The 3,524-nt window shown below is 71.1% G+C and carries 2 protein-coding genes; one reads left to right on the forward strand and one right to left on the reverse strand.

Features of this window, described 5'->3' with window-relative positions:
* Window positions 1-71 precede the first annotated feature (71 nt).
* Window positions 72-2,234: an asparagine synthase (glutamine-hydrolyzing) gene (gene asnB / locus CCN72_RS32310; protein ID WP_086811749.1), complete on the reverse strand. Its 2,163-nt coding sequence runs from the start codon at window positions 2,232-2,234 to the stop codon at window positions 72-74.
* Between the two features lie 414 nt (window positions 2,235-2,648).
* Between asnB and CCN72_RS32315 the strand changes: the two genes are divergently transcribed.
* Window positions 2,649-3,437: a hypothetical protein gene (locus CCN72_RS32315; protein ID WP_086811751.1), complete on the forward strand. Its 789-nt coding sequence runs from the start codon at window positions 2,649-2,651 to the stop codon at window positions 3,435-3,437.
* The last annotated feature ends 87 nt before the right edge of the window (window positions 3,438-3,524 follow it).

The following is a 3,524-nucleotide window of genomic DNA, read 5'->3' on the forward strand; positions in this document are numbered from 1 at the left end:
CGGCGCCTCCGTCCCCGTCCCCGGCCCCGTCCGTGCCGCGAGGAGCGGTTCGGTGGCCCGTTCCCGGTACATCAGCCGGTCCAGGCCAGGAAGCCGAGGTCCAGCAGATTGCCCAGGTCGGCGCGCGCCTCCTCGTCCCCTTCCGCGCCCATCGGAGCCAGCAGATCGGCCAGCGCGCTCTTGCCGTCGACCGCCCGCAGCACCGCGAGCGTCGGCGAGCCCGCCTGGAGCACGAACTCGATCTCCCCGTCCTTGACCAGGTACCAGTCGGAACCCGCCGGATCGGTGAGCAGCAGTACATTCTCCGCGAACGCCAAAACCGCGTCCCCGGGCAGCTCGGGACGTGCGGCCACCGCATCGGCCACCGGCCCGCCGCCGGTGATCTCCTGGAGCACCGGACCCGCCGAAGTGTCCTCCAGGCGCGGCGCGTTCACGGCCAGCTCCGCGAGCAGCCCCATGTTCAGGACGCGCATCAGCATCTCCACGGACGGCGCGTCGGTCCTGCCCTCGCCGATCTCGGCGAGATGGGCGCGCACCCGGTCCCCGTCGATGAAGTCCGCGGCCCCCGGGGCGGCGAGCGCCCGTTCCACGAGGGCGCCGGAGTCCGCGCGCATCAGCCGGACCAGCATCCGGTACGAGTGGTACGTGCCCTCGCCGTAGAAGAAGGGGACCTTGGGGCGCTCGGCGATCCGCCGGGGCAGCCGGGACGCGACCGCCTCCCGCAATATCCGTTTGTTCCACAGCAGTTCGGGACGCAGCCGCTCCGGGATCCGTGCGCACAGCTCGACCAGGCGGTGGTCCAGGAACGGCACCCGGGCCTCCACCCCGCTGCCGGCCGCCGTACGGTCCTCGTGCCAGACGTTGTACTGCTGGATCTGCCCGTACTCGGACCTGAGATAGGCGCGGTAGATCCGGTCCGGGTCCGGCTCCAGGCCATCGAGGGCCTTCGCGGCGAGGAAGCACGGCTCCTGTGCCCACCAGTGCCGCAGGGCCGGGCGGCGCGCGAGGCGGGTATTGCGGTCGAGCTGGGAGAGGAGGTCCAGGAACGACGGCCAGTCCGTGGCGCCCATGTCCTGCGCGTAGCCACCGTTGAACTCGTCGCTGGCCGCGCCGAGGAGCATGCCCCGCAGTCCCGGCCGGGCCTCGCGCGCGAAGCGGTGCAGTTCGTGCTTGTAGTACACCTCGGGACCGCACATCGGGGTCTCGGTGAGCCACAGCAGCCGCAGCCACTGCTCAGGCGTCGGCGTCAGCTCGGCCGGGAACGCCACCTGGTGGTTGGGCACGCCCAGTTCGCGCGCGATCCAGGCGGCGTGCTCCGCGTCCCCGTTGTCCGCGGTGCCCCCGGTGAGCGCGGTGAACGTGTGCATGCCCGTACGCCGGTCACCGGCCAGGGCGAGGACGGCGGAGGAGTCGATGCCACCGGAGAGGAACAGCCCCAGCTCGGTGTCGGCGGTGACGCACTCCTGCACGGAGTGCTCCAGGATCTCGCCGTACCGCCCGATCAACTCCCCTGCGTCGGCACCCTCGTCGGCGTCCTCGGGCAGCCCCCAGTAACGGTGCTCCGTGGTCCGGCCGTCGGCGAGGTCGAGGCGTACGACGGTGGCCGCGGGGACCAGTTCGACACCCTCGAACCAGGTGGTCGGCGGTGCCTCGTTGAAGGTGCCGGCGGCGGCCAGCAGGGGGGTCGCGAGGGACCGTTCCCAGTCGAAGCGGCGGGGGGTCGCCGGATCGGCGAACAGTCCCTTGATCTCCGAGGAGAGCACGATGCGCGCGTCGTCGCGGTGGTAGTAGAGCGGCTTGATGCCGAACCGGTCGCGGGCCAGGACGAGTTGGTTCCTGTTCCGGTCCCACAGGATCAGGGCGAACATGCCCCGCACCTCGCGCAGGAAGTCCAGCCCGTGGTGGCGGTAGAGGTGAAGCAGGACCTCGCAGTCCGACCCGGTCCGCATCCGTGCGCCACCGGGCAGCGCGGCGGCCAGTTCCCGGTGGTTGTAGACCTCGCCGTTGGCCACCAGGACGAGCGAGCCGTCGTCGCTGACCAGGGGCTGGCTGCCGTCCTCCGGGTTGACCAGCGCGAGGCGGGTGAAGACCAGTCCGACCGCGTCGTCGCGGAGGATCTCCCGCTCGTCCGGCCCCCGGTGGTCGAGGATGTCGGCCAGCCGGTCGAGAACGGCGTCCGTGCCGGCGCCGAGCGTCCGGCTGCCCAGACGGGCGATTCCTGCTATTCCACACATGTCTTGTTCCTCGGCCACCGCCCGGTGCCGTGCGCGAGCCGGGCGAAGGCGGGGGCTCCGGAGTGCGAAGCCCCCGCCCGCTGTCGTGTCTCGGGCGATCGCTCGATCAGGCGAGAGTCATCAAAGAGGTGCCCTGGCTGACGGTCTTCTTCGTCGGCTTGCTGTACTTCTGCATTCTGACCCACCTCCCTCCAGCAACTCGGTGGGTGCACCGGAGAATTCAGCGGGACGCGGCGGCCTGTTTCCGGCCACTTCAGCCCGGCTGGCGATCACCCTAACCGAGCACGGCCGGGCGGCCTACGGATTCGGTTTCCACCGAACACAGCACCGTGCCAGGGTGCCGTCCCCCGGTCTATGATCACCGCACTCCCTGTCTCGGGGTTGGCAACGGCGTTGCAAACGAGGGGTGTTCGGGTGCAGGAGAACGAATCCGGCCAGTGGCTTCGGGTCCTTCGGGACCGCGGGCTGATCCCGGGGGACACCCTCGCGGTCAGTCTCGTCGGCTCGGTGGCACACGGCTGGCACAACGAGCGCAGCGACTACGACTTCTACGTCGTCACCGGGCGGGAGCCGGAGTTCGCGGACGCATCGAGCATCACGATGCCGCTCAACCCGCCCCGGGTACGCAGCCGGTCGTTCTATCTGGGGGAGCGGCGCTGGGAGGTGACGTACTGGCTGGACGGCCACTACGACCAGATGCTCGCCAAGGTCTCCCGGGACGAGTACAACCGGGGCGTCGCACCCGCCCGGGTGCTGGCCGCCCGGGAGGAGCTGGCCCTCGGGCGCCTGGACAGCTGTGTGATCCTCGCGGGCGAGCCGTGGTTCGAGGCCCGGCGCGCCCAGGTGGCCGGTTCCGCCTTCCGTTCCTTCATGATCGCCCGCTCGCTCGGCGCCTCCGACAACTGTGTCGAGGACGCGCTCGGCCAGATGAAGTCCGGCAACCTGGAGAGCGCCACTCTCTCCGCGCGGGCCGCGCTCGGCTCCAGCGTCGACGCGCTGCTCGAAGGACTCGGCCAGTTCGGCAGCCAGGCGCCCAAGTGGCGGCCCCAGCGCTTCCGGGCCGCCCGCCCCGACGCCCTCTCCTTCGAGGACTACTGGGCCCTGGAGACCATGCGGGACTACGACCCCGAGGACCCCCGGCCCTGGATCAACCAGGTGCTGACGATCTGCCAGGACATAGCCATGCGCGTGGAGGTCTCGTGAGCGGCCTGCCGGGCCCCGGCCCCCTGGACGTCCCGCGCAGGACCCTCGGCATCCGTATCCGCCGGGTCCCCGACGGGCTGCTGCTCG

Origin of the sequence: Streptomyces murinus (assembly GCF_002154555.1) — a bacterium.
GTDB lineage: Bacteria > Actinomycetota > Actinomycetes > Streptomycetales > Streptomycetaceae > Streptomyces > Streptomyces murinus.

Coding starts and splice junctions, on each gene's coding strand:
- asnB (WP_086811749.1), bottom strand. CDS start 2,234: ATGTGTGGAATAGCAGGAATCGCCCGTCTGGGCAGCCGGACGCTCGGC.